Origin of the sequence: Thioalkalivibrio sp. AKL7, assembly GCF_000381705.1 — a bacterium.
GTDB lineage: Bacteria > Pseudomonadota > Gammaproteobacteria > Ectothiorhodospirales > Ectothiorhodospiraceae > Thioalkalivibrio > Thioalkalivibrio versutus.
Window position 1 is genome coordinate 1 of record NZ_KB906960.1, and the last position, 25,451, is coordinate 25,451.

Consider the following 25,451-nt stretch of genomic DNA (forward strand, 5'->3'; position numbering starts at 1 on the left):
CGGGGGGCGTAGGATGTGATGAGCGCAGCGAATCGCATCAGGGTTTCGCACGACGTGGGGCATGGTGCGTTTCGCTACGCTCAACCGCACCCTACGGGATACCGCTTGTTTTGACCTTCCCCTCCCGTATGGAGCCCCTCGTGGAGGGCGTGATGGGCCGGGAGAAGGCGCTGGATGTCTGAGCGAAGCCGCAGGCGCAGCGAGTTCAGCGCCGCCGGCCCAGCGCGTCCGGAGCGAGGTTCCCGGGCGAAATCCGGGTGCCCTTCTTTGGGTCCTTTCTTGGGCAAGCAAGAAAGGACCTCGCGGCGCGCTGGCGAGTCAGCGCTTGGCAGTAAGCGGGCCGAAGCCACCGTAAACACCGGACAACGAACCACAGCCAGCCACAACTGCGCGAGAAAAGGCCCGAGAGCGAGCCCGTATCACACGCCGTGTGTGTCGCGTCGGTGCGGCTGGGAAAAGACTACGAGAGGCGCGAGGTCAGGCCGGGCGGTGGGGGCAGGCGCTGTCGGTGCAGTCGCCGTACAGGACCAGGGCGTGGTCCTTGATGGCAAAGCCGTGGTGCTGCGCCACCTCGCGCTGGCGCCGTTCGATGGTCTCGTCGAAGAACTCCTCGACCCGCCCGCACTGGTTGCAGACGATATGGTCATGGTGCCCGCCCCGCTCCAGCTCGAATACCGCCTGGTTGCCCTCCAGGTGCAGGCGGCAGACCAGCCCGGCCGCCTCGAACTGCGTCAGCACGCGATACACCGTGGCCAGACCGATTTCCTCGCCGGAATCGAGCAGCTCGCGATAGATCGCCTCGGCCGTCAGGTGACGGGTTTCCGAGTTCTCGAGGATCTCGAGGATCTTCATCCGCGGCAGCGTGACCTTGAGCCCGGCCTTCTTGAGATTACTCGTTTCCATTGCCCGTTTTCCCGGTCCCGTCCGCTTGAGAGAGGCGGGACGCTTTGGTGTACCATGCGCGTTCACGGCCCACCAGACGCCGAGGACCGCCCGCTCAGATGATCAAGATTCTCATTTCTATCGCCGTGGCCGCAAGCCTGCTGAGCGCCTGCGGTGGCCTCAACCAGTTCCGTCTGGATGTCCAGCAGGGCAATGTGATCGACCCCGTACAGGTGGCCCAGATCCAGCCCGGCATGACCCCGCAGCAGGTCCGCTTCCTGATGGGATCGCCCCAGCTGGAGCCCGCCTTCCGGGCCGATGACCGCTGGGACTACGTCTACTATCGCCGCCCAGGCTTCGGCTCCACCGAGCGCCAGCGCGTCACCGTGCATTTCGACAACGGCGTCGTCAGCCATGTGGATGCCGACATCCCGCAGCCGGTAGCGCTGGACGAGCATCCGGTCGACAGAGACAACGACTGACACCCGCGCGCGGCGGCATATTTCGCCGCCGCAAGCCCCTGCTACTCCTTCGCGTTGTCGGCCGGCGCCTCCTTCGGCTTGTCGTCGGCGGCGCCGGCGTCACCCTTGCCCGGCTTCTTCTTGCGCCCCTTGTCGGCACGCTGGCGCCGCACCTCCTTCGGGTCCGCGATCAGCGGGCGATAAACCTCGATGCGGTCGCGTGGGCGCAGCACGGTGTCCCTACGGGTGATCTTGCCGAAGATCCCGACCTTGGCGTTGTCCAGATCGATCTCGGGGAACTGCAGTTCAATCTCCGACTGGCGCAGCGCGGTATCGACCGTCGTGCCCTCCGGCACCACCAGCGGCAGGATCACCTGCCGGTCGGGCCGCGCGTAGGCAATCTCCACCCGGATCATGCCGCCCTCTGCAGCCGGTGCCGCGTGGCTATCCGTCACCGTGGACCTCGCGCGCGCGCTGGACAAAGGCATCCACCAGCGAATTGGCAATCTGAGTGAACACCGGGCCAATCGCAAAGGCCATGAGCCGGTTGGCAAACTCGAACTCCAGCTCCAGGGCGATGCGGGTCTTGCCGCCCTCCGCCTCGGTAAAGCTCCAGGTCCCGTGCAGGCGCCGGAACGGCCCGGAGACCAGGCGCATGTCGATGCTTTCCGGGCGCTTGAGCGTGTTCCGGGTGGTGAACGACTTGTGCAGCGCCCCCTTGGCCAGCTCGATCGTGCCCTCCACCTCGTGCTCGCCACGCGGGCGCGCGGAGGCACTGCGGCAACCGGGCAGGAACTGCGGATAGGCGTCTACGTCATTCACCAGATTGAACATCTGTTCACGGCTGTAGGGCACGTCCGCGTAGCGGCGAATCTTCGAGGCCATCAGATCAACTCCACGGCGCGCAGGAACACAAACAGGATCGCGACCGGCGCGACGAAACGCACCAGAAAGTACCAGACCTGGTACAGGACCGGGTGCTTGAGGCGCAGCTCGGACTGCACCGAGCGCTCGGTCATGCGCCAGCCCACGAAGATCGCGATCAGGAACCCACCCAGCGGCAGCAGGATGTTGGCCGTCACGTAATCCAGCAGGTCCAGGATGCCCATGTCGAATAGGGTGTAGTCGGACCAGACGTTCAGCGACAGCAATGCGCCGATGCCGAGGAACCAGGCCCCGATGGCGATCATCGCGGTCGCCATCACCCGGGTCAGCCCCAGGTTCTCGACCAGGAAGGCGACCGCCGGCTCGATGATGGAGATCGCCGAGGTCCAGGCCGCAAACACCAGCAACACGAAGAACATGGTGCCGAAATACAGCCCGCCCGGCATGTCGGCAAAGGCCAGCGGCAGGGTCACAAAGATCAGCCCCGGCCCCTGCTCGGCCGACAGCCCGGCCCCGAGCACGATGGGGAAGATCGCCAGCCCGGCCATGATCGCGACCAGGGTGTCCGCCCCGACCACCGCCGCGGAGGTGCGCGCGATGGACGCATCGCTCTGCAGATAGCTGCCGTAGATCATGATCGCGCCCATGCCCAGGCTGAGCGTAAAGAAGGCCTGGCCCATCGCCAGCAGAACCGCGTTGGCGGACAGCGCGGAGAAGTCCGGATACAGCAGGAACTCCAGTCCGGCGAGGAACTGCCCCTCGACCATCGCATAGCCGACCATCACCACCAGCATCACGAACAGCAGCGGCATCAGAATGGTCACCGCCTTCTCCAGGCCGGACTGCACCCCGCGCGCGACCACCATCGCCGTCATCACCATGAAGATCGTGTGCCAGGCCAGCAGGGCCTCCGGGTCCGCCAGCATGTTGCCGAACATCGACTCCGAGCCATCTGCATCCAGCCCGAGAAAGCCGCCGGTCCCCGACTTGAAGACGTACGACAGCGACCAGCCGGCGACCACGCTGTAAAACGACAGGATCAGGAAACCGGCCAGCACCCCGATCCAGCCGATCATGCCCCACGCGCGCGTCAGGCCCTCCTCGCGCGCCAGGGCCGACATGGTATTGATCGGGCTCTGCCGCCCGCGCCGGCCCAGCAGGATCTCCGCCATCATCACCGGCAGGCCGATCAACAGGATGCAGCCGAGATAAACCAGCACGAAGGCGCCCCCCCCGTTCTCACCGGCGATATAGGGGAAACGCCAGATGTTGCCCAGGCCAACGGCCGAACCCGTGGCCGCGAGAATAAAGGCCAGACGGGTCGTCCATTGCCCGTGGATCGAGGTCGTGGCTGGCATCGGTGGCTCCTTGTTGAACGGAGACGGGGGGCGCTCCCGCGGGCCGCCGCCCCCGGCAGCGGCCAGGGCCGGTCGCGCAAGCGCATCGCCGGGTCCGCCGGAATTGTGGGGCAGCGGGTCGCCCGGCTCAACTTTCACCCCGCGCGCCCGGACATTCGGACTGCTTCGGCCGCCCGCCTGCAGTACACTGCTCGGGTTATGGGAAAGAACAAGAAACAAGCCAAGGAACCGTCCAGCACCATCGCCCTCAACCGCAAGGCGCGTCACGAATTCTTCATCGAGGACCGCCTGGAGGCGGGGATGGAGCTCGAGGGCTGGGAGGTCAAGTCGATGCGCGCGGGCCGCGCGCAGCTGAGCGAGGCCTACGTGCTGCTGCGCAACGGCGAGGCCTTCCTGTTCGGGGCCCACATCACCCCGTTGCCGACCGCCTCCACCCATATCAAGCCGGATCCCAGCCGCACGCGCAAGCTGCTGCTGCATCGCGCGGAGATCAACCGCCTGGTCGGCGCGGTGGAGCGCAAGGGCTACACCCTGGTGCCCATGGCTCTGTACTGGAAGCGCGGGCGAGCCAAGCTCGAGATCGGCCTGGCCAAGGGCAAGAAGGAATACGACAAGCGCGCCGACAAGAAGGACAAGGACTGGGAACGCGAGCGGGCGCGAATCCTGAAGCACGGCTAACGCCGCCCCGCCCACCATCCCCATTCCGGCTCGCGCCGGACCCGCCCCCTCATCCCGGGATGTGTGCAGTGCCCTCTTCCTGCCATCTGCCAGGGGGCTGGCCCGGGTTCGTCCTCTGGTGTTTACGGTGCCTTCGTCCGGCCGCCTGCCACGCGCTCACTCGCGAGCGCACCGCGAGGTACTTCTTTGCTCGTGCAAAGAAGTACCCAAGAAACACGCCCGACTGCCGCGACCCCGGCCCGAGGCTTTTCGCGGGCGGCGCTGAACTCGTTACGCTGCGCTTCGCTCAGACATCCAGCGCCCCGTGTCTATTTAGAATCGTCCCGCGAAAAGCCTCTCCACTCGGCGCGACGACAACGGGGAGGAAGGTCAAGACAACGGCTATCCCAGCGTTCCTGCCGGTGGATGATGGCTAGGTCTTCGAGCATCTTCGGCACGCTCGGCCTTTGGCCATAGCGTGCCGCGCCCGCGGAGCGGGCGCCGGGGGAGCGTAGGATGTGATGAGCGCAGCGAATCGCATCAGGGTTTCGCGCGGCGTGGGGAACGGTGCGTTTCGCTGCGCTCATCCGCACCCTGCGGGGTGCGGGCTGGCTGCTGGTGTCTGGATACCGCCTGTTTTGACCTTCTCCTCCCGTATGGAGCCCCTCGCGGAGGGCGTGATGGGCCAGGAGAAAGCGCTGGATGTCTGAGCGGAGCCGCAGGCGCAGCGAGTTCAGCGCCGCCGGCCCGAGGGCCCTGGAGCAAGGTTCCCGGGCAGAATCCGGGTGCCCTTCTTTGGGTACTTTCTTGGGCAAGCAAGAAAGTACCTCGCGGCGCGCTGGCGAGTCAGCGCGTGGCAGGCGGCGGACCGAAGCCCCCGTAAACACCGGAGGACGACCCAGAGCCAGCCTCTCCCGGGAGGCGATTGGACGAACGTGCCTAGACTGCAGGCGCGGAGCCTGCGTCGGGCGCCAGGATCAGGCGTTGGCGCGCCAGCGGCAGGTGCCGCCGGCCGCCTCGTCCAAGGTCTGCAGCAGCACCTCGTGCGCCGCCTGCTCCTCGGGCGTCGGCTCGATCACCGGCAGCGGCTTGCCCGAGCGCTGCGCCTTGACCGGGCCGGCCGCGGCATCGCCGTCGCCTCCGGAATCCAGGGTGAGCGCCACCTGCCCGCCGGTCATCGCCAGATAGACATCCGCGAGCAGCTCGGCATCGAGCAGCGCCCCGTGCAGGGTGCGCCCGGAGCCGTCCACCTCGTAGCGCTTGCACAGGGCATCCAGGGAATTGCGCGCCCCCGGGTGCATGCGCCGCGCCATCACCAGCGAATCCAGCACGGTGCTGACCTCGGCCACCTCGGACGCCGGCGCCACATCGCCCAACAGGCGCAGCTCGTTGTTGATGAAGCCGACATCGAAGGGCGCGTTGTGAATGATCAGTTCGGCCCCACGGATGAAGTCGACAAAGTCATCGACGACATCGGCAAACCGAGGCTTGTCGGCCAGAAACTCGTTGGTAATCCCGTGCACCGCGATCGCGCCGGCGTCGATCTCGCGATCCGGTTGCAGAAACTCGTGCAGCTTGCGCCCGGTGGGGCGGCGGTTGTCCAGCTCCAGGCAGCCGATCTCGATAATGCGGTGGCCGTCGGAGGGGTCCAGGCCCGTGGTCTCGGTATCCAGCACGATTTGGCGCATCGTGGTTTCCTTCAGTTCTCGATCGGTTCGCCGGCCAGCAGGGCATCAATGCCCGCATTGGCCAGTTCGTCGGCGCGCTCGTTCTCCGGGTGACCGCTGTGGCCCCGTACCCAGTACCACTCGATGTCGTGGCGCTGGGCCTGTGCATCCAGCTCCTCCCAGAGATCACGGTTTTTCACCGGGGAGCCGCTGGCGGACTTCCAGTTGCGCCGCTTCCAGCCGGGCATCCACTCGGTCACGCCCTGCTTCACGTACTTGGAATCCGTGACCAGCTCCACCTTGCAGGGGCGCTTCAGGGTCTCCAGCGCGCGGATGGCCGCGGTCATCTCCATGCGGTTATTGGTGGTCTCGGCCTCGGCCCCGTAGAGCTCGCGCTCGCGCCCGTCGAAGCGCAGGATCGCACCCCAGCCGCCCGGCCCGGGGTTTCCACGGCAGGCCCCGTCGGTATAGATGTACACACGTTCGTCAGCCATGCGTTCGGCGGGCTCCAGAATGAGAGGAGCGCGAGGATACCAGCCCCGGACGCATCGCGGGGTTGGGCATGGCGAAGCGGAAACGCGGCTCCGGACGCAGGGGCATGTTCACCCGCTTGTGGGCCACGGTCAGGATCATGCTGGCCAGCGGCGGCAGGCCGCGCAGGGTCCAGGCATCCATGGTGGCCAGGCGTTTCTGCCAGGCGGCGGGCAGCCCCGGTGGGAGCAGGCTGAGGCTCCACTGATCCAGCACCTCGAGATCCGCCGCCTCCAGTAACTCGCGATATTGGCGCCGCCGCAGGCCTTCGGGCAACGGCGAGGCGCGCACCCCGTTGCGCCCACCGCGCTGCAGGCGGTTGCCTTCCAGCAGAAACACCCGTCCCTCGGGCTCCAGCACCCGGGCTGCCTCGGCCACCACCGCCGCCGGTTGCTCGCTCTGGGCGCAGGGATGGGCGAGCACGATGCGCCCGGCACAGGCGGACTCCAGCGGCCAGGCCTCGGGGTCCATGCGCAGTGCCGGGCGCGCCGAGGCGATCCGGATCAGCGGGGCCTGCAGGGCATCGCTGTCCTCCAGGATCGGCACCGGCGCCAGCTCCACCGCCAGCCCCCCGGGGCCCGGATCGCCATAGCGCCGAATGCGTTCCAGAAAGCGCTCGCGGACCCTCCGCCCCTGCGGCTGGGCATACCAGTGCGCCAACCAAGTCAGGAATGGGTCTTGGTGATCCCCCATCTCTGGTTTATCCTCCAGCGCCATGACACCACGCCTCCGCACACGACTGACCACCGCCCTGATTTTCGGCTTGACGGCGATCTTCGCCTCTGCCTGTAGCCTACACGACTCCGAGCGCACGCTGGACACCTCGGCGGCGGATCGGCCCATCGTGGAACCGCGCACGACCGAGGACGTGCAGGCCGCGATGGAACGCCAGCAGCGCGACGCCGCGCAACGTGCCGCCGAGACCGATGACCTGTGGGAGCGCGCGCGCCTGGGCTTCGGCTTCAACGACGCGCTGGACCACGAGCGCGTGGGTCGCTATATCAGGCACTACCGTGACCATCCACGGATCATCGAGTACAGCACCCGGCGCGCGGAGCCGTTCGCCTACTTCATCCTGTCGGAGATCGAGGCGCGCGACATGCCCGCCGAGCTCCTGCTGCTGCCGATCGTGGAGAGCGGCTTCATCGCCCAGGCGACCTCGCGCAGCCGCGCGGCGGGAATCTGGCAGTTCATGCCGGCCACCGGCGACTATTTCGATCTGTCGCGCGATCACTGGTACGACGGCCGCCGCGACGTCTACAAATCCACCCTCGCCGCGCTGGACTACCTCCAGGCGCTGCATCGACGCTTCGACGACTGGTACCTGGCCCTGGCCGCTTATAACTACGGCCAGGGCAACATCCAGCGCGCGATCGACCGCAATGCCGCCCGCGGCGAGCCCACTGACTACTGGAGCCTGGACCTGCCGTCCGAGCCGACCGCGTACATCCCGCGACTGCTGGCCCTGCGCCACCTGTTCCTGGACCCCGATGCCCACAACATCGCCATCGCGCCCATCGCCAACGAACCGGCGCTGGAGATGATCGAACCCGGCCAGCAGGCGGACTTCTCGCTAATCGCGGAGCTCGCCGAGCTGGATACCGAGACCCTCAAACAGCTCAACCCCGGCTACCACCGCCATGCCACCCACCCCGGCGGCGCCCAGCACCTGTTCGTCCCGCGCGAGGCGCTGCCCACCCTCGAGGCGGCACTGGAGACCCGCAACGATGAACCGCTGCTCCGGTTCCGCGAATACACCGTGCGCTCGGGCGACAACCTCGGCCAGATTGCCCAGCGCGCCGGCACCCGCGTCGCCGTGCTGCGCGACATGAACAACCTCGACGACGACATGATCCGCGCCGGTCAGACCCTGCGCCTGCCGGCCTCCGCCCCGAGCGAAGAGGCTCCGCTGCAGGTGGCCGGCGACAACGGCCAGTTAGCGGAGGACTATCAGGTGCAGGCTGGCGACAGCCTGTGGCACATCAGCCAGCGCACCGGCATGTCCATCGGCGCCCTGCGCGCCGCCAACGACCTGGACCCGGACGCGATCCTCCGCCCGGGCGACACCCTGAAGGTGGTGCGCGCCGATCCCGACCGTGGGCCCGACGGCCAGCGCGTCGAGTACGAGGTCCGCCCCGGCGACTCGCTCTCGACCATCGCTCGCCGCCACCAGGTCAGCATCGGCGACCTGCGGCGCTGGAACGGGCTGAACGGCGACGGCATCCGAGCCGGAGAGACCTTGACCCTGTACCTGGCCAGCGCCGAGCGGGAGACGATCGCCCACGGCGACGCCTGACGCGCGGCACGCGACCACGAAAGAGGCCCCGGTTCCACCCGGGGCCTCTTTCGTGGGAAGGCGGGCGGCTCATGCCACCCACCCGGTGACGCGCATCAGGCGGCGCGCCGGTCCCCCTCGCCCGTGTCGATCACACGGTCCCAGGCCTGCATGCCGCCCACCACGTTGTACACCTCGTGGTAGCCCAGGCGCTGGAGGATGGAACCCGCCACGGTGGAACGATAGCCACTGCCGCAGACCACGGCGACCGGTTCGGCCTTGTCGACCCCGGGGACACCCGTGCGGGTATCGGCCACCGGCCGGTGGACCGCGGCCTCGGCATGCCCGGCCTCGAACTCGGAGACGGCTCGCACATCCACCAGGCGCACGCGACCGTCGGCGACCGCAGTCTGCGCCGCCGGGGCATCCAGCTGCGCCAGGGTGGCCAGCGGCAGGCCGGCACCGGCATAGGCCGCCATGCCGCCACGGACATACCCTTCGATATAGTCACGACCCGTGCGCACCAGGTAGCGGACCGCCTGCTCGATCACCGCCGGGTCACCGCTGCGATCGACCAGAACGATCGGGGTGTCATCCGGCGTCACCCAGCCGGCCCAGGTGGCAAAGCCACCGTCGATGCCAATCCCCAGCGACCCGGGGATATGGCCGCCGCCGAAGGCCAGCGGGTCGCGCAGGTCGATCACCGTCACCTCACCTGCGGCGGCCCGCCGCGACACGTCGGCCGGGTCCAGGGCGGTCATGCCGGGCAACGGGATCACTGCCTTCGGCCCCTCGGAGTTGATCCGCTTGTTGCGCGGATAGAAATCCGGGATCGGCGGCAGTCCGTGCAGCAACTGGTGCACGAAGGCATCCTCGTCCAGCGACGGGTCGAGGTACGGGTTGGTCCGGCGCTCGTAACCGAGCGTGGAGACCGGCCGCCCGGCCATGCCGGCGCCACAGGCGGAACCGGCACCGTGCCCGGGATGCACCTCGACCCCGTCCGGCAGATCTGCCAGCTTCTCGCGCACGCTGTGGAACATCTGCCGCGCCAGGGCCTGTTTGGCCTCCTCGCCGAGCAGGTCGGGCCGGCCCAGCGAGCCCACGAACAGGAAATCGCCGGTGATAATCGCGATCGGATCCTCGCCGGACCGGGCGCCGTCATACACCACGAACATCAGGTGTTCCGGGGTATGCCCCGGTACATGGCGGGTCTCGATGCGCACGTTGCCAAGCTCGATGCGGTCGCCCTCGAACAAGTCGTCATGCGGGAACTGCGCCTGGAAATGCTCGCCCGCATCGTGCCCGGACAACAGCAGACGGGCGCCGGTCTTGCCCGCCAGTTCGCGGGCACCGGAGGCGAAGTCGGCGTGGATGTGGGTGTCCATCACGCGGGTGATGCGATAACCGTTGCGCTCGGCGTAATCCAGATACACATCGACGTCGCGCTGCGGGTCGATCACGGCAATCTCGCCGCTGCCCTGACAGCCGACCACAAAGGAGTGCTGGGACAGGCCGGGATCGACAAAGCGTTCAAGGATCATGCGGACCTCCTCGCGTTGGCTTTTGCATGAATGTCTGACTAATTTGGTCAGGTATTAGCGCAAAAGTTCCTGGTGGCGCGGGGCGTCGAGAGGTCGCGTCGTCAGTGGTGGGCGGCGGTCGGTCCGGGTACTTCCGGCTGCAGGCGCACCGCTTCGGGATCCAGCCCGGCCTCGCGGAAGAGCTGCTCGAAGCGCCGCTGCGGAAGATGCAGCCGGAGCTGGATTGCGCCATCCGGCGTGGTCTGCTCGGCCTCCACGGCCTTCTCCTCGTAGAGCCGGGCCCGCAGCCGGCCGGCTGCGGCCGGGATCTCGAACCAGCCCTGGGTCATGGACTCGGTGAAGGTCTCGGCCAGGCGCTGCTCCAGGCGCTCCACACCCTCGCCGGTATGCGCCGACAGCCAGAAGGCATCGTCCGCCATGCCGAAACGGTCGTCCGGGTCCTCGGCCGGGTTCTCCAGCTGGTCGATCTTGTTGTACACCCGCCAGCAGGGGACGTCCTCGGCGCCGATCTCCTCGAGGACCTCCTCGACCTGGCGGATGCGCGCCTCGCGCTCCGGGTCGGCGGCGTCGATCACGTGCAGCAGCAGCGCCGCCTCGCGGGTCTCGGTCAGGGTCGCCTTGAACGCGGCGACCAGCTCGTGCGGCAGGTCGCGCACAAAGCCCACGGTGTCGGCCAGGATCAGCGACTGGTGCGGGGCCAGGTCCAGGCGCCGCAAAGTCGGGTCCAGGGTCGCGAACAGCTGATCCGCCTGATAGACGTCAGAATGCGTGAGCCGATTGAACAGGGTCGACTTGCCGGCGTTGGTGTAGCCCACCAGCGAGACCGTGGGAATCTCGTTGCGCAGGCGCGCCTGACGGCCCTGTTCGCGGGTGCGTTCGACCTTCTCCAGACGCCGCTCGATGTGCTTGATGCGGCCGGCCAGCAGGCGGCGGTCGGTCTCCAGCTGGGTTTCCCCCGGACCGCGCAGGCCGATCCCGCCCTTTTGCCGCTCGAGGTGGGTCCAGCCACGCACCAGGCGCGTGGACATATGGCGCAACTGCGCCAGTTCCACCTGCAGCTTGCCCTCGTGGGAGCGGGCGCGCTGGGCGAAGATATCGAGGATCAAGCCGGAGCGATCCAGCACCCGGGCCTTCAGGTGGGCCTCGAGGTTGCGTTCCTGGCTGGGCGACAGGGCGTGGTTGAAGATCACCACGTCAGCCCCGGAGGCCTCGACCGCATCGCGGATCTCGTCGGCCTTGCCGGCGCCGACGAACAGCTTGGGGTGCGGCCGGTCGCGCGAGCCGCGCACCACCGCCATGATCTCGGCCCCGGCGGAGCGCACGAGCTCGTCGAATTCCTGGACCTGGGCCTCGATATCGGGGTTGTCCCCAACATTCAGCGCAACCAGGACCGCACCATTGCCGACGCGCTCGTCGCCGGCACTCTCCGGACGCTCAAACAAGCTGGAGGAGACCTCCACTCATGTTCAGGACTCGGCCTCGGCGGAGGCGGAAGCCGCTGCCTCGCCCTCGAGATTCATGTTCACCTGACGGGCCGGAACGATCGTGGAGATGGCGTGCTTGTAGACCATCTGCGAGACCGTACTGCGCAACAGCACCACGAACTGGTCGAAGGATTCGATCTGCCCCTGCAGCTTGATCCCGTTCACCAGGTAGATGGAGACCGGGATCCGGTCCCGACGCAGCGCATTCAGGAAGGGTTCCTGCAACGTTTGCCCTTTGGCCATCGGTGCGTTCCTTGATCGTTATTATTGGTTCGCGACCCGCGCCGGCGGCTCGAGTTCGGCCCGCCGCACGGTCAGGTTGAAGCGTAGCATACCGGCTTCGCGGCGCCGCTCCAGGCGTACACCGGGCGTTATTCGGACGTCGCCGCTGCGGGGGCCGCCATCCGTGCAGCCTGGATTGCCCGCAGAGCCTGCGACAAATCCGCGTCCTCGGCGTTCAACCGGGCATGCAGGGGGAAGCGCCGCAGCCCGGTGAGCTGGCGTTTTGCGAGCTGGCGAGTCGCGGCAATGGCCCGCTCGCGAAAGGTCGCAAAGTCGCATTCGCCGGCCAGCCACTGCCAGCCCTGACGATACCCCACCGCCCGCTGCGAGGGATGCTCCGCGGTCAGACCGGGGCGCCGGGTCAGGGTCATCAGCTCGTCGACGAAACCGGCCTCCAGCATCGCGTCGAAGCGATCGGCGATACGGGTGTGCAGACGTTCGCGGTCCTCCGGCCACAGGGCCAGCGACACCCAGCCGGGCGGAACCGTTGCGGCCGCCCCGCTCTGGAAGGCCGACAGCGGCCGGCCACTGGCCGCATGGACCTCCAGGGCGCGCAGGATGCGTTGCGGGTCGTTCGGGTGGATGCGCGCGGCGGCCTCCGGGTCCACGGTGGCCAGCTCGGCATGGAGGGCCACGGCGCCCTCGTGTTCCAGACGGGCACGCACGGACTCGCGGACCGCATCCGGGACCGGCGGGATCGGATCGAAGCCGTCCAGCAGGGCGCGCAGGTAGAGCAGCGTGCCGCCCGCCAGCAGGGCGACCCGGCCGCGGGCATGAATGGCATCGATCGCGGCGCGGGCATCGCGGGCAAAGTCGGAGGCGTTGAAGGTGTCCTCCGGGTCGCGGATGTCCAGCAGGTGATGCGGGGCGCGGGCACGCTCGGCGGCGTCCGGCTTGGCGGTGCCGATATCCATGCCGCGATAGACCAGCGCGGAATCCACGCTGACGATCTCCGCGTCCAGGGCCTCGGCCAGCGCCAGCGACAGCGCGGTCTTGCCGCTCGCGGTGGGACCGGCCAGCAGGATGACCGGCGGCCGGTCCCCATCCAGTCCGGCCATCAGCGTCCTCGCAGGAACAGCCGGTCCAGCGCCGAGTGGTCCAGCTCCACCCAGGTCGGGCGCCCGTGGTTGCACTGGCCGGAACGTTCGGTGGCCTCCATGTCGCGCAGTAACTGGTTCATCTCGGGCAGGGTCAGGCGTCGCCCCGAACGCACGGAACCGTGGCAGGCGATCGTTCCCAGTACCGCGTTCATCGCCCCCTCGGCCCGATGGCTGTAGCCATCGGCCGCGAGGTCCGCCAGGACATCGCGCACGAGCTGCGCGGTGTCCTGGCCGCGCAGCAGCGCGGGCGCCGCGCGCAGAGTCAGCGTCTCGGGGCCGGCGCGGTCGAGCTCGAAGCCGAGCTCCCCAAGCAGGTCCGCGCGCTCCTCGGCCAGTTCGGCCTCGGCCGGGGTAACGTCCAGGGTCTCCGGCACCAGCAGCGGCTGCGAGGTCACCCGTGCCCCCTCCCATTCGCGCTTGAGACGTTCATAGGTGATGCGCTCGTGGGCCGCGTGCATGTCCACCACGATCAGGCCGCGGGGGCTCTCGGCCAGGATGAAGGTCTCGGCTACCTGCCCCAGGGCAAACCCCAGGGGCGGCATGCCGTCCGGGTCCGCTGCGGGCGCACCGGACGTGGCGGATGGCATCGGGGTGTCATAAGCGGCGGGCCGCGCCTCGGCCACCGCAGACGTCCCGCGGAACTCGGCCCAGGCCGCACCAAAGCCTGGATCGCGCCCGACCGGCTGAAGTCGCGGTTCGCGAGGGGGCGCATACCCACCGCCCGCACCCGGCACACCCAGCCCGGACAGCGGGCGATCCGCCTGCGCCGGCATGGGCATGGGGCGACCGGAGGGGGCCGGCGCACCCATGTCGGGTACCGCCGCGGCATGCCCGGAATCCCCCGGACGCAACGCGGCAAGCGCCTTGTGCAGGCTATGGAAGATGAAGTCGTGAACCATGCGCGACTCGCGAAAGCGCACCTCCTGCTTGGTCGGATGCGCGTTCACATCCACCTGGGTCGGATCCAGTTCCAGGTCCAGCACGAACATCGGATGCCGCCCGTGGTAGAGCACGTCCTGATAGGCCTTGCGCACGGCCGCCGCCAGCACGCGGTCGCGGATCGCGCGGCCGTTGACGAAGAAGAACTGCTGATCGGGCTGGGCGCGCGACTGGGTCGGCGAGCCCAGCCAGCCGGACAGCGCCAGCCCGGCGCGCTGTTCGTCCACCGGGGTCGCATGCTCCAGGAAGGCATCGCCCAGCAGCGCCCGCACCCGCTCGCCGGGGTCGTCGGCCGCCGGCAGGTCCAGGGTGACGCGGTCATTGTGGCGCAGGCTGAAGGCGACCTCGGGGCAGGCAGCCGCCTGGGTGCGGATCACGTTCTCGCAGTGGTTGTACTCGGTGCGTTCGGTACGCACGAACTTGCGCCGCGCCGGGACGTTGAAGAACAGGTCGCGGACCTCGACGGTCGTGCCCACCGGATGCGACGCCGGGGCGGCCTCGCGAAAGACATCGGAGCCGTCCCCGGTCAGGCGCCAGCCGTTGCGCTCGTCCGCCACCATGGAGGTCAGCGACAGCCGCGAGACGGAGGCGATCGAGGGCAGGGCCTCGCCGCGAAAGCCCAGGGTATGCAGCGCCTCGAGGTCGTCCATGCAGGCGATCTTGCTGGTGGCATGGCGCGAAAGGGCCAGCGGCATCTCGTCGCGATAGATGCCGCTGCCGTTGTCGCTGATCTGGATCAGGCGGACGCCGCCCTGCTCCAGGCGCACATCCACCCGCGTCGCCCCGGCATCCAGGGCGTTCTCCAGCAGCTCCTTGACCACCGAGGCCGGACGCTCGATCACCTCGCCGGCGGCGATCTGATTGATCAGTTGTTCGGAGAGCTTTGCGATCGCCACGCGCGACACCTGGGAGAGACGAGAACCGGGTGCCTAGCCTAACCGGGGCAGCGCCGGAGTGCCTAGCCGGCGGCCGAACAACGCCTGCAAGACGTGACGGGCTGCCCGGAGGTGCCGGGCTCAGGAGTCGCGGGGGATACGCAGGACCTGGCCGGCGTAAATGCGGTCGTCGCGGACATCGTTGGCCGAACGCAGGTCCGCCAGCGACAGGCGATAGCGATCGGCAATCCCGGAGAGGGTCTCGCCCGGGCGGATGATGTGCTGGTCGGGCTGGCCGTCGGCGATCAGCGTGCCCGGACGGGCATGGGTGGAGAAGTACGACCGCAGCCCGGTCAGCAGGGCGTCCGCCAGCGAGTTCTGGAAGGTGGTGCTGCGCAGCTTGCGCTCCTCGGAGGGATTGGAGATGAAGGCCGCCTCGACCAGGACCGACGGCACGTCCGGCGAGCGCAGGACCGCAAAGTTCGCGCGCTCCACCTCCGGCTTGCGCACCTTGCCCACCCGGTGGAGCTCCGCGATCATCCGCTCGGCCAGGGTGTTGCTGGCCTCCAGACTCCCGCTCTGGGCCAGATCCAGCAGCACGTTGGTCAGGGAATCGTCCTTGCCGTTGATCGGCACCCCGCCCAGGCTCAGATCCGCCTGGTTCTCGCGCTGGGCCAGGAACCGCGCCGCCTCGCTGGAGGCCCCGCGCTCGGACAGCATGTACACCGAAGAACCCTGGACACTGCGGTTGGCGATCGCGTCGGCGTGGATGGATACGAAGATATCGGCATCCGCCTTGCGCGCCCGCTCGATGCGCTCGCGCAGGGGCAGGAAATAGTCGCCACTGCGGGTCATCACGGCCTTCATGCCGTGCTCGCTGTTCACGCGTTCGGCCAGACGCTTCGAGATCTGCAGGACCACGTCCTTCTCGCGGGTGCCGGCGGGGCCGATGGCACCCGGATCATGCCCACCATGGCCGGCATCGATGGCGACCACGACATCGCGCAGGTCCTCCTGCGAGCGCCCACGGCGGGAGCCGTTGTTCTCCGCCGAGCGCGGCGCGGCGGGTGCCTCGCCGCTGGTCAGATCCAGGACCAGGCGGTGCGGCGCACCCTGTGCCGGCATCAGCACGAAACTGCTCGGCTCCACCGGTTTGCGCAGGTCGAACACCACGCGCAGATCGGAGCCATTGCGTGCGGCATGGCGCACGGCCTTGATCGCCGAGCGCGGGTTATCACTGATGGTCAGGTCTTCCACGGCCCGCGCGTTCTCCAGATCCACCACCAGGCGGTCGGGAGACTGCAGGTGAAACATGGAGTATTCCGCCTCGCCATCCATGTCGAAGACCAGACGGGTGGTTCCGCCATCCACGGACATGCGCACGCGCCGGACATCCGTGCGAGCCAGGGCCGGCAAAGGCATCCCGACCAGCCCGAGGGCAGTCATGGCGCGCAGCAGCTGGCGGCGGCGCAGATCCGGCGATGTTGATTGGCCCACGGCGTTTCCCTTTGTAATCAGGGGTTCTGACTACATTGTGGACGCTTTTTCTGGAAAAGCAATAGCAATTTTCTTTCTTTATGAGCGAGATATCGCGCATTGTGCGCGTGGCGGGCCAACTCCGGGGCAGCCCCGGCGTGTCACCCTGTCACGATCCCCTGATCCCGAAGCACCCGGTGGTAGGCCGCCGCCAGCGGCCCCTCCAGCCACAGCTCCCGGCCTTCGGCTGTGCCCTCGCGATGCGCCAGGCGCACCACCAGATCCGGCGCCGGCAGCCAGCCCTCACCGCGCTCCGGCCACTCCACCAGCCACAGGACATCGCCCCCGAAGGCCTCGCGCACCCCCAGGTACTCGAGTTCTTCGGGATCACCCAGGCGGTAAAGGTCGAAGTGCAGGACCTCGCGCCCCGCCAGCGCATACGGCTCCACCAGGGTGTAGGTCGGACTGCGGACCGCGCCTTCATGCCCGAGCCGGCGCAGCAGACCCCGAACCCAGGTGGTCTTGCCGACACCCAAATCACCCTCCAGGAACACGATATGCGGGGCGTCGAGCGCCGCCAGCGCGGCCCCGGCCGCCTCGGTCGCCTCCAGGTGCGGGAGGATCAAAGGGGCCGCTGCTACCGTCATGCCCAACCCCCGGCCGCGGCCGGCAGGGCTTCGGCCAGATCCCCGGCCAGCATCCCGCGCGCCCCGCCCAGGCGATCACGCGCGATGCAGGCTGCGGCGCAGTGCCAGGCGGCCCCGATCTCCGCGGCGCTGCGCGCATCCGCGCCCTGCCCGCGCAGCGCCGCGATGATGCCGGTCAGCACGTCCCCGCTGCCGGCGGTGGCCATGCCGGGGTGCCCGCCGGTCACACAGGCCAACGGCTCCGCCCCCGAACTGGCGACCAGCGTGCCCGCCCCCTTCAGCAACACCACTCCACCCAGGCGCGCGGCCAGCGCCCGCACCTGCCCGGGGCGATCGGCCTCGACGGTGGCCACGTCCTGCCCCTGCAGACGGGCGGCCTCGCCTGGGTGCGGGGTCAGCACCCAGTCCTCGCCCCGGCGCGGGGCCTCGGCCAGCAGGTTCAGGGCATCGGCATCCACCACCCGGGGCAGGTCGGCATCCGCCACCGCCAGCCACAGGCCACGACCCCAGGCGTCCTGCCCCAATCCCGGTCCCACCGCGACGACATCGACGCGACGCATCAGGGCCTGCAACTCGCTGGCGTCCGCCACGCCACGCACCATCAACTCGGGTCGCTCCAGGTTCGCCCAGGCCGCGTGTTCGGGATGCGTGGCCAGGGTCACGCGCCCGGCCCCGGCGCGCAGGGCGGCCGTCGCCGCCAGTCGCGCGGCCCCCGAGTAGCCGGGCGCGCCGCCCACGATCAGCACATGCCCACAGTCGCCCTTGTGCGCCCCCGGGCGCCGTGCCGGCAGGCGCTGCCGCCAATCCGCTGGCCCGACGCGACGCGCAACCGGCGCGATGCCATGGGCCACCGAGGCAGGGAGATCGAGCGGGGTCACCTCCACCTGGCCAACCCGGTCGACCGCAGCCCCGGTATGCAGGCCCAGCTTGTCGGCGATCATGGTCAGGGTGCGATCGGCCCGGACCGCCTCCCCCAGGACCCGGCCGCGATCGATATCCACGCCCGAGGGCACATCGGCCGCCAGCACCGGCCGCCCACTCGCGTTCAGCGACTCGATCACCGCGCCGTAGGCATCGGTCAGCGGCCGCTCCAGGCCGATCCCGAACAGGCAATCCACCCACAGGTCCGCGGCCGCCGGGTCGAAACTTTCCAGGGCATGGACCTCGCCGCCGCCCCCCTGCCAGCGCCGGTGGGCCTGACGACCATCGGACTCGGGGCGCGCCCGCGAAGGGCCGCCATGAACCCGGACCTCCAGCCCGGCCTCGGCGGCCCGCCGCGCGAGCACGTAGCCGTCCCCGCCGTTGTTGCCGGGCCCGCACAGGATCCCGATGCGGCGGGCCTGCGGCCAGTCGCGGCGCACCACCGCCAGCAGGGCCTGCCCGGCACGCTCCATCAGCTCGCCCGGAGCCATCCCCGGCAGGGCCAGGCCGGCGGCATCCAGGGCCCGCATGCCCGCGTTATCGAACAGTGCGCTGGTCAATGCTTGTGGGTCGGGTTCATGATTCACGCCATCACCTCCGTCGCGGAAGCCGAAATCGTGCCTCAGCGCCTCGATCCACGCCAATCTGCCGAGCTTGCCGAACGCATCCGCGACTGGGGTCGCGAGCTCGGCTTCCAGGCCGTGCGCATCGCCCCCGCCGAGGTGCCCGAGGCGGATCGCCGGCATCTGGACGACTGGCTGGCCCAGGGCTCGCACGGCGACATGGACTGGATGGCCGACCGCGCCCCCCTGCGCCACGCCCCGGATGCCCTGGTGCCTGGCGTGCAGCGCATCATCAGCGTGCGCATGGACTACTTCCCGCCGGCTACCCGGCGCCCGGCGATCCAGCTGGCCGAACGCGATCACGCCTATGTCTCGCGCTATGCCCTGGGCCGCGACTACCACAAGCTGCTGCGCAAGCGCCTGACCACCCTGGCGCGCCGGATCGAGGCGGAGGTCGGGCCGTTCGGTTATCGCGCCTTCACCGATAGCGCGCCAATCCTGGAAAAGGCCCTGGCCGCCCGCGCCGGGCTGGGTTGGATTGGCAAGAACACCAATCTGCTGGCGCGCGAGAGCGGGTCCTGGTTCTTCCTCGGGGAGTTGTTTACCGACCTGCCACTGCCACTGGATGAACCCGTGGACGAGCACTGCGGCCAGTGCACCGCCTGCCTGGAGGTCTGCCCCACGCAGGCCTTCCGCGGGCCGTACGACCTGGACGCACGCCGCTGCATCTCCTACCTGACCATCGAACTGAAGGGTGCGATCCCCGAGGACCTGCGCCCGCTAATCGGCAACCGCATCTACGGCTGCGACGACTGCCAGCTGGTCTGCCCCTGGAACCGCTTTGCCGAAGTCACGGCGGAGCCCGACTTCATCGCCCGCCACGGCCTGGATAGCGCCAGCCTGATCGAGCTGTTCGCTTGGGACGAGACAACCTTCCTCGCCCGCACCGAGGGCATGGCCATTCGCCGAATCGGCCATGCCCAGTGGCTACGCAACCTCGCTGTGGCCCTGGGCAACGGTCCGGCCACACCCGAGGCGGACGCAGCCCTGGCCGCCCGCGCCGAGCACCCTTCCGAGCTGGTGCGCGAACACGCCGCCTGGGCGCGCGAACAACTGCGCAACCCTCCGCACACCGCGCCCCTGCCCACGGAAAACCTGTCCCGGCTCACCCAAGCGCCCGGGTAAGCCGGGCAAGCAGAAACCGCCCCGGAAGAGGCAAATCCGCACCTCCCAAGGTTGCCAGTGCCGGCGCAACCGGCGACACTCCGGTGCCGAATCACGCCCCGACGCGGGGCCCGGCCCGCCACCAAAGGTTCAGCCCGCCGCCATGCCCGATCACCCGGACACCACGCGCTATCAGCGGATCTTCGAACAGGCGCCCGAGGCTCATCTGGTCCTCGACCGCAAGGGCGGGATCGTCGCGGCCAACTACGCTGCCTGCGAACTGCTGGGCTATACCAGCGCCGAACTGACCGGCGGCGTGCACATCACCGAGCTGGACCTGCAGGCCACTCAGGACGACGTGGACCAGGCCCACTCCAACCCCGAACAGCGCCTCCCCGCGCACTTCGAGAGCCGCTACCGGCATCGTGACGGTGGCGAATTTCCGGCCGAGGTGCACATCAACGCGATTCGCACGGACGGCGAGCTCGAGGTCTTCGCGACCGTGCGCGACATCACCCGCGAGCGTCAGTCGGAGCAGGCGCTGAAGAGCCTGGAGACCCAGCTGGGCGCGACCATTCGCCATGCCCCGCTGATCCTGTTCGCGCTAGATGCTGAAGGCTGCTTCACGCTATCGGAGGGAGCCGGCCTCCGGACCCTGGGATTAAAGCCAGGCGATGTCCTGGGCCGCGACGCCCGGGAAGTCTACGCCGACCAGCCCAACGTGATCGACGCCGTGGAACGCGCTCTGAGGGGTGATAGCTTCGACGACGAGGTCCGTATTGGCGACACCCATCTACGCGTCTCATGGATGCCGCTGACCGATGGGGAATCCAGCCGCCCAGGCGTGCTCGGCGTGGCCTGGGACGTCACCTCGCTGCGGGCCGCGGAGGCCGCCACGGGGGCCGAACGGGACCGCCTGCTAACCACGCTGCAATCGATCAGCGACGGGGTCATCACCGCAGACACCCACGGGCGCCTGACCTACCTGAACCCCGCCGCCCAGGTACTGCTGGGGCTGGATGCCACCAGCGCCCAGGGCCGCCTGGTAGACGAACTGCTGGACCTGGAAGACACCCGGACGGGGGTCAGCGTGCTCCGCCCGGTGGAACACTGCCTGAACCTGGGCGGTACCGTGGAATCGCCCGAACGCATACTGCATCGCGCCGACGGCGAAACCCGCGTGGTGCGCATGCTGGCCTCGCCCCTGCAACGCCCGAACCGCGAGGCCCAGGGTGTGGTGGTCGTGCTGCACGACCACACCGAGCTGTGGCAGATGGCCCAGCAGCTTAACCATCAGGCGACCCATGACGACCTCACCGGCCTGTGCAACCGCCGCGAATTCGAGCGGCGGCTGGACCAGGCCCTGCATACCCAGGAGGAGGGCGAGACGCCGCATGCGGTGTTCTACATGGACCTCGACCAGTTCAAGATCATCAACGACACCTGCGGTCACCAGGCCGGCGACGAGCTCCTGCGGGAACTCTCCGAGCGCCTGCGGCACCTGATCCGCGAGAACGACACTCTGGCCCGGCTGGGTGGCGACGAATTCGGCGTGCTGCTGTGCCACTGCCCGCCCGAACGCGCCGAGGCGATTGCCCGGAAGATGCTGGAGACCGTGCAGTCCCTGCGCTTCGCATGGGAGGGCCGGCGATTCGATGTCGGCGTCAGCATCGGTCTGGTGCCGGTCAGCGGTCCGGAACAGACCCTGCCCGAGATCCTCAGCCAGGCGGACTCCGCCTGCTACGCCGCCAAGGAAAACGGCCGCAACCAGGTCTACGTCTGGCAGCCCAGCGACCAGGCCCTGCGCCGCCGACGCGGGGAGATGGAATGGGTCGGCCGCATCCGCTCGGCGCTGGAGGAAGGGCGCTTCGCGCTGTTCGGCCAGGCCGTCCACCCGCTGGGCCCGGTCGACCCGGACCTTGCCCATGTCGAGGTGCTGATGCGCCTGCGCGACGAGGATGGCCGGCTGATCCCGCCGGGCAGCTTCATCCCGGCCGCGGAGCGCTACCACCTGATGCCGGATATCGACCGCCACATCATCGACAACGCCTTCGCCATGCTCGCCCGGCATCGTGCGCCGCGCGAGAACCCCTCCCACTGCGACCCCACCCTGGCGATCAACCTCTCGGGCCAGTCGCTGGCGCAGGAGAGCATGCTGGAGTTCGTCACCGAGCGCCTGCAGCACTACGCGATCCCGCCGCGCTGCATCATCTTCGAGATCACCGAGACCGCAGCCATCAGCCACCACGAACGTGCCCAGAGCCTGATCCGCACCCTGCGCTACATGGGCTGTCGTTTCTCCCTGGACGACTTTGGCAGCGGTCTGTCGTCATTCGGGTACTTGAAGAACCTGCCGGTGGACTTCATCAAGGTCGACGGTAGCTTCGTGCGCGATATTGCCCACAACGCGGTGGACTCGGCCATGGTCACGGCCATTCATCGCGTGGGTCATGTCCTCGGCCTGCGCACCATCGCCGAGTGTGTCGAATCAGCCGCGACCATGGACCGCCTGCGCGAGATCGGCCTGGACTTCGTGCAGGGCTTCTACCTGTCGGAACCGGCACCGCTGGAGCAACACCTCACGCCCATCGACAGCAACGTCCACTGACGAGCGGTACCCATTTCCGAGTGTTTTCCTTGGTTTTTGCCGGCGCTTTCGCACCCGGCACCAGGACTTGCTAGCGTAGAACCGAACAATAATCGGAAAACCACGCACTTATGCCGTATTCGGAACAACGCATCACCTCCACGCGCCGCTGGTCGGACAAGACCTTCAGCTTCACCACCACGCGCCCGGAGGGTCTGGAATTCAAGAACGGACAGTTCGTGACCCTGGGGCTGCGCCCCGAGGGCAAGCTGATCCCGCGTGCGTATTCGATCGTCTCCGAACCCGAGGCCGAGGAACTGGAGTTCCTGAGCATCCACGTGCCGGATGGCGCCCTGACCAGCCGCCTGGCCGAGGCTGGACCGGGTGATTCGATCTGGATCAACACCAAGGTCACCGGCTCGCTCACCTTCGACTACGTGCAGCCGGGTCGCACCCTGTACATGCTGGCCACCGGCACGGGGCTCGCCCCGTTCATCTCGCTGATCCGCAGCCCGGAGCTGTTCGAGCACTTCGACAATGCAGTGCTGGTGCACAGCGTGCGTACCGTCGAGGAACTGGCCTACCGCCAGGAGATCGAGTCGCGCATCAGCGACCGCCTGCGCTACGTGCCGACCGTGACCCGCGAGAACCACGACTTCGCCTGCCCGATCGCGCAGCAGCCCTACGACAACAACCAGCGTGGCGCCGACATGTTCCGCTCCGGCGAGCTGAGCCAGATCCTCGATCTGCCGCCCGCGGATCCGGAACACGACCGCGTAATGCTGTGCGGCAACCCGGCGATGAACCGCGAAATGAGCGAGTGGCTCACCGAACACGGCTGGACCCAGACCAACTACAAGGGCGTGGGTACCTTCACCGTGGAACAGGCGTTCGTCACCACCATGTCGGACTCGGACGACTGAACCTCAGCCCCGGCCCAGCAGGACCCAGCGGGCCGCGTTGATCCGCTGCAGTTTGGCCGTGTCGCCACCCCGGTCCGGGTGGTGGCGCTGCGCCATCCGGCGGTACTGTCGGCGGATCGTGTCGGCATCCACCGGATCCGCAAGCTCCAGCACCTCCAGCGCCTGCTCGCGTTGCTGGTCACGCCCCAGCTGCGACCAGAACTCACCCAGAAGCGCCTCCACCGCCGCCGCATCCATGGTTTCCAGCTGCGCCAGGTCAAGGTAATAGGCCCGCAGTGGATCATGCGTCGCCGGCAACCCGCCGACCGCGCCGCCCCGCCCAGGCTCGATGCCGATATCCAGGCAGTGGATGCGCAACCATTCGCCCTGCCCCGCCAGCGTGTCGCGCAGCCGGTACAGGCAGTGGAACAGCACAAAGTGCGTCTGGAACAGGCTCAGCGACTCCTGCAGCCGCGCACCCGCAAACGGCTCCACGCCCGCGTCGCGCAACTGCGTGATCAGGGCGTGCTCGGTCAGCCCGTCCGACTGCATGCGCAGGCACTCCAGCACCCGTTCCAGCAATGCCGGATGGACCGGCGAGGCGACCGCATCCGAAGCGGCTGTCATGCGCCCGGAAACTCCCCGTCGACATACACCCAGCGCCCGTCTTCGCGGCGAAAACGACTGCGCTCGTGCAGGCGTACGCCCTGACCGCGCACCCGTGACCGGGCAATGAACTCGACCCAGCCTGCCTCGTCGTCCGGCCCACCCGCCTCGGTCGCACGTATCGCGAGCCCCAGCCAGCGCTGTTCCGGGGCCAGCTCCATGGATGCCGGGCGTGTCGCGGCCGCCCAGGTCGCCAGCAGATAGCCCTCACGCCCTTCCACAAACGCGGCATAACGCGAGCGCATCAGCGCCTCCGCCGTGGGGGCCGAGGCCGTACCATCCAGATACGGCCCACAGCAGGCGGCACGGTCCTGCCCGGACCCGCAGGCACACGTATCGACCTTCTTTCGGCTCGCCTTGCCCAAGCCCCATCTCCCGTTCATCTGCGTTCCAGCCAGCATGCCCGAGCTATCGCCCACGGTCGAACCCTCACTTTGGCACTGGTCTTTCGCCAGCGAAATCGGTAGCGTGCGAATCACGATCCCGGAGGGAACAATGGCCAACATCCTGATCATGGGCTGCGGCGATCTCGGCGGTGCCGTTGGCCAGCAACTTGCCCACGGCGGACACTCCGTCTGGGGCCTGCGCCGCCGGCCGGAGCACATCCCCAAGCCGATCCAGCCCCTGGCCGGCGACTTCGGCGTCGCGGACGGCCTGCCGGAGCTGCCACCGGCGCTCGACACCGTTTATTTCATCGCCACCCCGGGCGAGTTCACCGAGCCCGCCTATCGTCGCGCCTATGTCGACGGCCTGCGCAACACCCTGACCGCCCTGGAACGGGCCAGCCAGCAGCCGCGCCGCGTTGTATTCGTCTCCAGCACCTCGGTGTACGGCGCCGACGATGGGCGCTGGGTGGACGAGACCAGCCCCACCGAACCCACCCGGTTCTCCGGGCGCGCCCTGCGGGAAGCCGAGCAGTTGCTGGCCGACAGTCCCTTTTCCGGCGTGGTCGTGCGCTTGGGCGGCATCTATGGCCCGGGGCGCGAGTACCACCTGCGCAAGGTGCGCGAGGGCGTGCGTGGTCAGCACGAAGCGCCGGTCTGGACCAACCGCATCCACCGCGATGACTGCGTGGGCCTGCTGACCCATCTGTTCCACCTGCGCGACGCCGAGCCGCTTTATCTCGGCGTCGATGACGAGCCCACCCTGCGTCACGAGCTGCTGGCCTGGCTGGCGCAGGCGATGGAGATTGACCCGCCCGGCACACCGCCGATGCCCGAGGGCGTGGTCTCCGGCAAGCGCTGCCGCAACGGGCGCCTGCACGCCAGTGGCTATCGCCTCCAGTATCCCGACTACCGCACCGGCTACCGCGCCCTGCTCGACCACATCGCCACCACCTGACCAGGGTTCTCGCAGCGTCGGGCCCGGGTTCATCGTTCAGTGTTTACGGTGCCTTCGTCCGGCCGCCTGCCAGGCGCTCTCTCGCGAGCGCACCGCGAGGTACTTTCTTGCTTGCCCAAGAAAGTACCCAAAGAAGGGCACCCGGATTCCGCCCGGGAACCTTGCTCCAGGGCCCTCGGGCCGGCGGCGCTGAACTCGCTGCGCCTTCGGCTCCGCTCAGACATCCAGCGCCTTCTCCCGGCCCGAG

General features: G+C 68.6%; 26 protein-coding genes. 9 read left to right on the top strand and 17 right to left on the bottom strand.

From position 1 onward, the window contains the following. On the top strand, positions 1-182 hold a 182-nt coding region (locus G315_RS14845), incomplete at its 5' end, for a hypothetical protein (protein ID WP_081624479.1). A 295-nt stretch (positions 183-477) separates the two neighbouring features. Here G315_RS14845 and fur read toward each other — a convergent pair. Further along, positions 478-903 carry a ferric iron uptake transcriptional regulator gene (gene fur, locus G315_RS0113345; RefSeq protein WP_018145396.1) on the bottom strand — a complete coding sequence of 142 codons (426 nt, stop codon included), beginning with the start codon at positions 901-903 and terminating at the stop codon, positions 478-480. A gap of 98 nt (positions 904-1,001) precedes the next feature. On the opposite strand from fur, the gene G315_RS0113350 reads away from it, so the two are divergent. Then, positions 1,002-1,364, top strand: coding sequence for an outer membrane protein assembly factor BamE (locus tag G315_RS0113350; protein ID WP_018145395.1), 363 nt, complete (start codon positions 1,002-1,004; stop codon positions 1,362-1,364). Between the two features lie 41 nt (positions 1,365-1,405). On the opposite strand, the gene G315_RS0113355 is transcribed toward G315_RS0113350, so the two are convergent. Genes G315_RS0113355 through G315_RS0113365 form a run of 3 tightly spaced genes read right to left on the bottom strand, consistent with a single transcriptional unit; the run spans position 1,406 to position 3,586 of the window. Further along, the gene (locus G315_RS0113355; RefSeq protein ID WP_018145394.1) at positions 1,406-1,759 is read right to left on the bottom strand and encodes an RnfH family protein; all 354 of its coding nucleotides are present in this window, start codon (positions 1,757-1,759) and stop codon (positions 1,406-1,408) included. 28 nt (positions 1,760-1,787) lie between these two features. Beyond that, positions 1,788-2,228 carry a type II toxin-antitoxin system RatA family toxin gene (locus G315_RS0113360; protein ID WP_019612676.1) on the bottom strand — a complete coding sequence of 147 codons (441 nt, stop codon included), beginning with the start codon at positions 2,226-2,228 and terminating at the stop codon, positions 1,788-1,790. Further along, the gene (locus G315_RS0113365; protein WP_019612677.1) at positions 2,228-3,586 is read right to left on the bottom strand and encodes a sodium-dependent transporter; all 1,359 of its coding nucleotides are present in this window, start codon (positions 3,584-3,586) and stop codon (positions 2,228-2,230) included. The genes G315_RS0113360 and G315_RS0113365 overlap by 1 nt, the downstream gene beginning before the upstream one ends. A 198-nt stretch (positions 3,587-3,784) precedes the next feature. Between G315_RS0113365 and smpB the strand changes: the two genes are divergently transcribed. Next, a complete protein-coding gene (gene smpB / locus G315_RS0113370; protein ID WP_018145391.1) occupies positions 3,785-4,264 on the top strand; it encodes an SsrA-binding protein SmpB in 480 nt (159 codons plus the stop codon). Positions 4,265-4,764: 500 nt separating this feature from the next. Further along, positions 4,765-4,953, top strand: coding sequence for a hypothetical protein (locus tag G315_RS14850; RefSeq protein WP_155985177.1), 189 nt, complete (start codon positions 4,765-4,767; stop codon positions 4,951-4,953). A 267-nt stretch (positions 4,954-5,220) separates the two neighbouring features. On the opposite strand, the gene dnaQ is transcribed toward G315_RS14850, so the two are convergent. Genes dnaQ through G315_RS0113385 form a run of 3 tightly spaced genes read right to left on the bottom strand, consistent with a single transcriptional unit; the run spans position 5,221 to position 7,158 of the window. Then, positions 5,221-5,931 carry a DNA polymerase III subunit epsilon gene (gene dnaQ / locus G315_RS0113375; RefSeq protein ID WP_019612678.1) on the bottom strand — a complete coding sequence of 237 codons (711 nt, stop codon included), beginning with the start codon at positions 5,929-5,931 and terminating at the stop codon, positions 5,221-5,223. A gap of 11 nt (positions 5,932-5,942) precedes the next feature. Then, positions 5,943-6,404: a ribonuclease HI gene (gene rnhA / locus G315_RS0113380; protein WP_018145389.1), complete on the bottom strand. Its 462-nt coding sequence runs from the start codon at positions 6,402-6,404 to the stop codon at positions 5,943-5,945. Beyond that, positions 6,397-7,158 (bottom strand): hypothetical protein, encoded by a 762-nt coding sequence (locus tag G315_RS0113385; protein WP_018145388.1) that lies wholly within the window; start codon positions 7,156-7,158, stop codon positions 6,397-6,399. Before G315_RS0113385 ends, rnhA begins: the two co-directional genes overlap by 8 nt. Here G315_RS0113385 and G315_RS0113390 point away from each other — a divergent pair. After that, positions 7,157-8,737 (top strand): LysM peptidoglycan-binding domain-containing protein, encoded by a 1,581-nt coding sequence (locus G315_RS0113390; RefSeq protein WP_019612679.1) that lies wholly within the window; start codon positions 7,157-7,159, stop codon positions 8,735-8,737. The genes G315_RS0113385 and G315_RS0113390 overlap by 2 nt on opposite strands. A 95-nt stretch (positions 8,738-8,832) precedes the next feature. On the opposite strand, the gene G315_RS0113395 is transcribed toward G315_RS0113390, so the two are convergent. From G315_RS0113395 to G315_RS0113430, 8 genes are all read right to left on the bottom strand, one after another. Continuing rightward, positions 8,833-10,257, bottom strand: a complete 1,425-nt coding sequence (locus G315_RS0113395) for a rhodanese-like domain-containing protein (RefSeq protein ID WP_019612680.1) — start codon at positions 10,255-10,257, stop codon at positions 8,833-8,835. Positions 10,258-10,358: 101 nt separating this feature from the next. After that, the gene (gene hflX / locus G315_RS0113400) at positions 10,359-11,699 is read right to left on the bottom strand and encodes a ribosome rescue GTPase HflX (RefSeq protein ID WP_026182089.1); all 1,341 of its coding nucleotides are present in this window, start codon (positions 11,697-11,699) and stop codon (positions 10,359-10,361) included. Positions 11,700-11,723: 24 nt separating this feature from the next. Further along, a complete protein-coding gene (hfq, locus tag G315_RS0113405; RefSeq protein WP_018145384.1) occupies positions 11,724-11,984 on the bottom strand; it encodes an RNA chaperone Hfq in 261 nt (86 codons plus the stop codon). A gap of 128 nt (positions 11,985-12,112) precedes the next feature. After that, positions 12,113-13,081 carry a tRNA (adenosine(37)-N6)-dimethylallyltransferase MiaA gene (miaA, locus tag G315_RS0113410; RefSeq protein ID WP_018145383.1) on the bottom strand — a complete coding sequence of 323 codons (969 nt, stop codon included), beginning with the start codon at positions 13,079-13,081 and terminating at the stop codon, positions 12,113-12,115. Next, positions 13,081-14,958, bottom strand: a complete 1,878-nt coding sequence (gene mutL, locus G315_RS0113415; protein ID WP_018145382.1) for a DNA mismatch repair endonuclease MutL — start codon at positions 14,956-14,958, stop codon at positions 13,081-13,083. The genes miaA and mutL overlap by 1 nt, the downstream gene beginning before the upstream one ends. A gap of 120 nt (positions 14,959-15,078) precedes the next feature. After that, positions 15,079-16,383, bottom strand: coding sequence for an N-acetylmuramoyl-L-alanine amidase (locus tag G315_RS0113420; RefSeq protein ID WP_051069926.1), 1,305 nt, complete (start codon positions 16,381-16,383; stop codon positions 15,079-15,081). A gap of 191 nt (positions 16,384-16,574) precedes the next feature. Next, positions 16,575-17,060, bottom strand: a complete 486-nt coding sequence (gene tsaE / locus G315_RS0113425) for a tRNA (adenosine(37)-N6)-threonylcarbamoyltransferase complex ATPase subunit type 1 TsaE (RefSeq protein ID WP_026338880.1) — start codon at positions 17,058-17,060, stop codon at positions 16,575-16,577. Continuing rightward, the gene (locus tag G315_RS0113430) at positions 17,057-18,541 is read right to left on the bottom strand and encodes an NAD(P)H-hydrate dehydratase (RefSeq protein WP_019612683.1); all 1,485 of its coding nucleotides are present in this window, start codon (positions 18,539-18,541) and stop codon (positions 17,057-17,059) included. Before G315_RS0113430 ends, tsaE begins: the two co-directional genes overlap by 4 nt. A gap of 18 nt (positions 18,542-18,559) precedes the next feature. Between G315_RS0113430 and queG the strand changes: the two genes are divergently transcribed. From queG to G315_RS0113445, 3 genes are all read left to right on the top strand, one after another. Beyond that, on the top strand, positions 18,560-19,729 hold the full coding sequence (queG, locus tag G315_RS0113435; RefSeq protein WP_019612684.1) for a tRNA epoxyqueuosine(34) reductase QueG: 1,170 nt from the start codon (positions 18,560-18,562) through the stop codon (positions 19,727-19,729). A gap of 142 nt (positions 19,730-19,871) precedes the next feature. Beyond that, a complete protein-coding gene (locus G315_RS0113440) occupies positions 19,872-22,316 on the top strand; it encodes an EAL domain-containing protein (protein ID WP_019612685.1) in 2,445 nt (814 codons plus the stop codon). Between the two features lie 110 nt (positions 22,317-22,426). Further along, entirely contained in the window at positions 22,427-23,218 is a 792-nt protein-coding gene (locus G315_RS0113445; RefSeq protein ID WP_018145376.1) for a ferredoxin--NADP reductase, read from the top strand. A 3-nt stretch (positions 23,219-23,221) separates the two neighbouring features. Here G315_RS0113445 and G315_RS0113450 read toward each other — a convergent pair whose 3' ends face one another. Continuing rightward, positions 23,222-23,824 (bottom strand): DNA-J related domain-containing protein, encoded by a 603-nt coding sequence (locus tag G315_RS0113450; RefSeq protein ID WP_018145375.1) that lies wholly within the window; start codon positions 23,822-23,824, stop codon positions 23,222-23,224. Beyond that, positions 23,821-24,228, bottom strand: a complete 408-nt coding sequence (locus tag G315_RS0113455; RefSeq protein ID WP_018145374.1) for a YchJ family protein — start codon at positions 24,226-24,228, stop codon at positions 23,821-23,823. Before G315_RS0113455 ends, G315_RS0113450 begins: the two co-directional genes overlap by 4 nt. A 130-nt stretch (positions 24,229-24,358) precedes the next feature. Here G315_RS0113455 and G315_RS0113460 point away from each other — a divergent pair, with 130 nt between their 5' ends. Then, the gene (locus G315_RS0113460) at positions 24,359-25,204 is read left to right on the top strand and encodes an SDR family oxidoreductase (RefSeq protein ID WP_018145373.1); all 846 of its coding nucleotides are present in this window, start codon (positions 24,359-24,361) and stop codon (positions 25,202-25,204) included. Positions 25,205-25,451: the final 247 nt, after the last annotated feature.

Bases quoted from the DNA above. Each gene is read 5' to 3' on its own strand.
- fur (WP_018145396.1), bottom strand. From the start codon at position 903: ATGGAAACGAGTAATCTCAAGAAGGCCGGGCTCAAGGTCACGCTGCCG.
- G315_RS0113350 (WP_018145395.1), top strand. From the start codon at position 1,002: ATGATCAAGATTCTCATTTCTATCGCCGTGGCCGCAAGCCTGCTGAGC.
- G315_RS0113355 (WP_018145394.1), bottom strand. From the start codon at position 1,759: ATGATCCGGGTGGAGATTGCCTACGCGCGGCCCGACCGGCAGGTGATC.
- G315_RS0113360 (WP_019612676.1), bottom strand. From the start codon at position 2,228: ATGGCCTCGAAGATTCGCCGCTACGCGGACGTGCCCTACAGCCGTGAA.
- G315_RS0113365 (WP_019612677.1), bottom strand. From the start codon at position 3,586: ATGCCAGCCACGACCTCGATCCACGGGCAATGGACGACCCGTCTGGCC.
- smpB (WP_018145391.1), top strand. From the start codon at position 3,785: ATGGGAAAGAACAAGAAACAAGCCAAGGAACCGTCCAGCACCATCGCC.
- G315_RS14850 (WP_155985177.1), top strand. From the start codon at position 4,765: ATGAGCGCAGCGAATCGCATCAGGGTTTCGCGCGGCGTGGGGAACGGT.
- dnaQ (WP_019612678.1), bottom strand. From the start codon at position 5,931: ATGCGCCAAATCGTGCTGGATACCGAGACCACGGGCCTGGACCCCTCC.
- rnhA (WP_018145389.1), bottom strand. From the start codon at position 6,404: ATGGCTGACGAACGTGTGTACATCTATACCGACGGGGCCTGCCGTGGA.
- G315_RS0113390 (WP_019612679.1), top strand. From the start codon at position 7,157: ATGACACCACGCCTCCGCACACGACTGACCACCGCCCTGATTTTCGGC.
- G315_RS0113385 (WP_018145388.1), bottom strand. From the start codon at position 7,158: ATGGCGCTGGAGGATAAACCAGAGATGGGGGATCACCAAGACCCATTC.
- G315_RS0113395 (WP_019612680.1), bottom strand. From the start codon at position 10,257: ATGATCCTTGAACGCTTTGTCGATCCCGGCCTGTCCCAGCACTCCTTT.
- hfq (WP_018145384.1), bottom strand. From the start codon at position 11,984: ATGGCCAAAGGGCAAACGTTGCAGGAACCCTTCCTGAATGCGCTGCGT.
- miaA (WP_018145383.1), bottom strand. From the start codon at position 13,081: ATGGCCGGACTGGATGGGGACCGGCCGCCGGTCATCCTGCTGGCCGGT.
- G315_RS0113420 (WP_051069926.1), bottom strand. From the start codon at position 16,383: ATGACTGCCCTCGGGCTGGTCGGGATGCCTTTGCCGGCCCTGGCTCGC.
- tsaE (WP_026338880.1), bottom strand. From the start codon at position 17,060: ATGACGGTAGCAGCGGCCCCTTTGATCCTCCCGCACCTGGAGGCGACC.
- queG (WP_019612684.1), top strand. From the start codon at position 18,560: ATGATTCACGCCATCACCTCCGTCGCGGAAGCCGAAATCGTGCCTCAG.
- G315_RS0113440 (WP_019612685.1), top strand. From the start codon at position 19,872: ATGCCCGATCACCCGGACACCACGCGCTATCAGCGGATCTTCGAACAG.
- G315_RS0113445 (WP_018145376.1), top strand. From the start codon at position 22,427: ATGCCGTATTCGGAACAACGCATCACCTCCACGCGCCGCTGGTCGGAC.
- G315_RS0113450 (WP_018145375.1), bottom strand. From the start codon at position 23,824: ATGACAGCCGCTTCGGATGCGGTCGCCTCGCCGGTCCATCCGGCATTG.
- G315_RS0113460 (WP_018145373.1), top strand. From the start codon at position 24,359: ATGGCCAACATCCTGATCATGGGCTGCGGCGATCTCGGCGGTGCCGTT.